The sequence below is a fragment of the Streptomyces sp. 8L genome (assembly GCF_020176795.1).
In the GTDB taxonomy this organism is placed as follows: Bacteria; Actinomycetota; Actinomycetes; order Streptomycetales; family Streptomycetaceae; genus Streptomyces.
In genome coordinates this window covers 1-914 of the sequence record NZ_JAIUKE010000929.1, presented here as the reverse complement: position 1 = coordinate 914, position 914 = coordinate 1, and the positions used below count along the sequence as shown (strand labels likewise).

General features: G+C 60.8%; 1 protein-coding gene. It reads right to left on the bottom strand.

The annotated features are described in order from the left end of the window. Positions 1–206 (bottom strand): transposase (locus tag LCE31_RS39940; RefSeq protein ID WP_441349440.1); only part of this gene is annotated, 206 nt, incomplete at its 3' end. Positions 207–914 lie beyond the last annotated feature (708 nt).

Sequence of the window (914 nt, the reverse complement as noted above, 5' to 3'; positions counted from 1 at the left end):
GCGTCACGGACGTCGTCGCGCAGGGCATCCGCGTCCCACAGGTAGTGGTTCAACAGCCGCTGCATCCCCTGGGGACCCGTGTCCCCGGCGGCCTCAGCCAGCGTCCAGCCATTCTTGCGCTCCGCCTCACTCAGCAGTCCCCGCAGGTAGGACACCATCCGCCGCCTCGACTCCACCCGCCCGAAGCGCCCTGCGAACCGCGCCACGAAGTCACTGAACACGTCTGACCAACCGTCAGCTATCTCATCCACCACGAAGAGATCAACACGCTGCCCGCACCACGTCACGGAGTGTCGTTGCAGTACTAAAAGCTTTCTGACCCGGAAGCCATTAGGGGAGAATCGCTTCGAATCTGCGTATACGCAGAACCAGCCTGTGGTGGGGTTTCGTGACCAGTTCCGCAGCCACTCCGTTCCCATCGAGAGATTCGATGCTGAACACCATGCGATCTCTCTTTCTCGGTTGCGTCCCTCTGCAACAGGACAGTTACCGGCGGACAGGGTTTCTCAAAAGGCAACGAAATAGTTGGATGCACTGGGGGCAATGCTCCTGCGGCTCGGTGATCATCGACGGAGTGTCGCGCTCGACAGGACTGCCACACAGTGTCGAACCGTCGACGGTACTGACGTGCCACACCATGCTGGCCCCCTCTGGTGCGGGACCGGGATACATCCGGTACATAAGTATCCCTCCTCAGGGAGTCCGTGCTTCCGTTGTTCCATGAAACGCCTCCCACGGCAAGAACGCTCGAGTTGCGGCCAATCGAGTGAGTCTGTCTGGGCGGCATAGCTCACCATCTGCATGCGAGAGATCGAGCCCGGTTGACCTTTTCTAACGAGCTCGTGCATGGTTGGCGGTAGCGCGTCGAAGGCCGCGGACTGTCCGCCGTGTTCACGTTCGTGTACCGCTTGCCG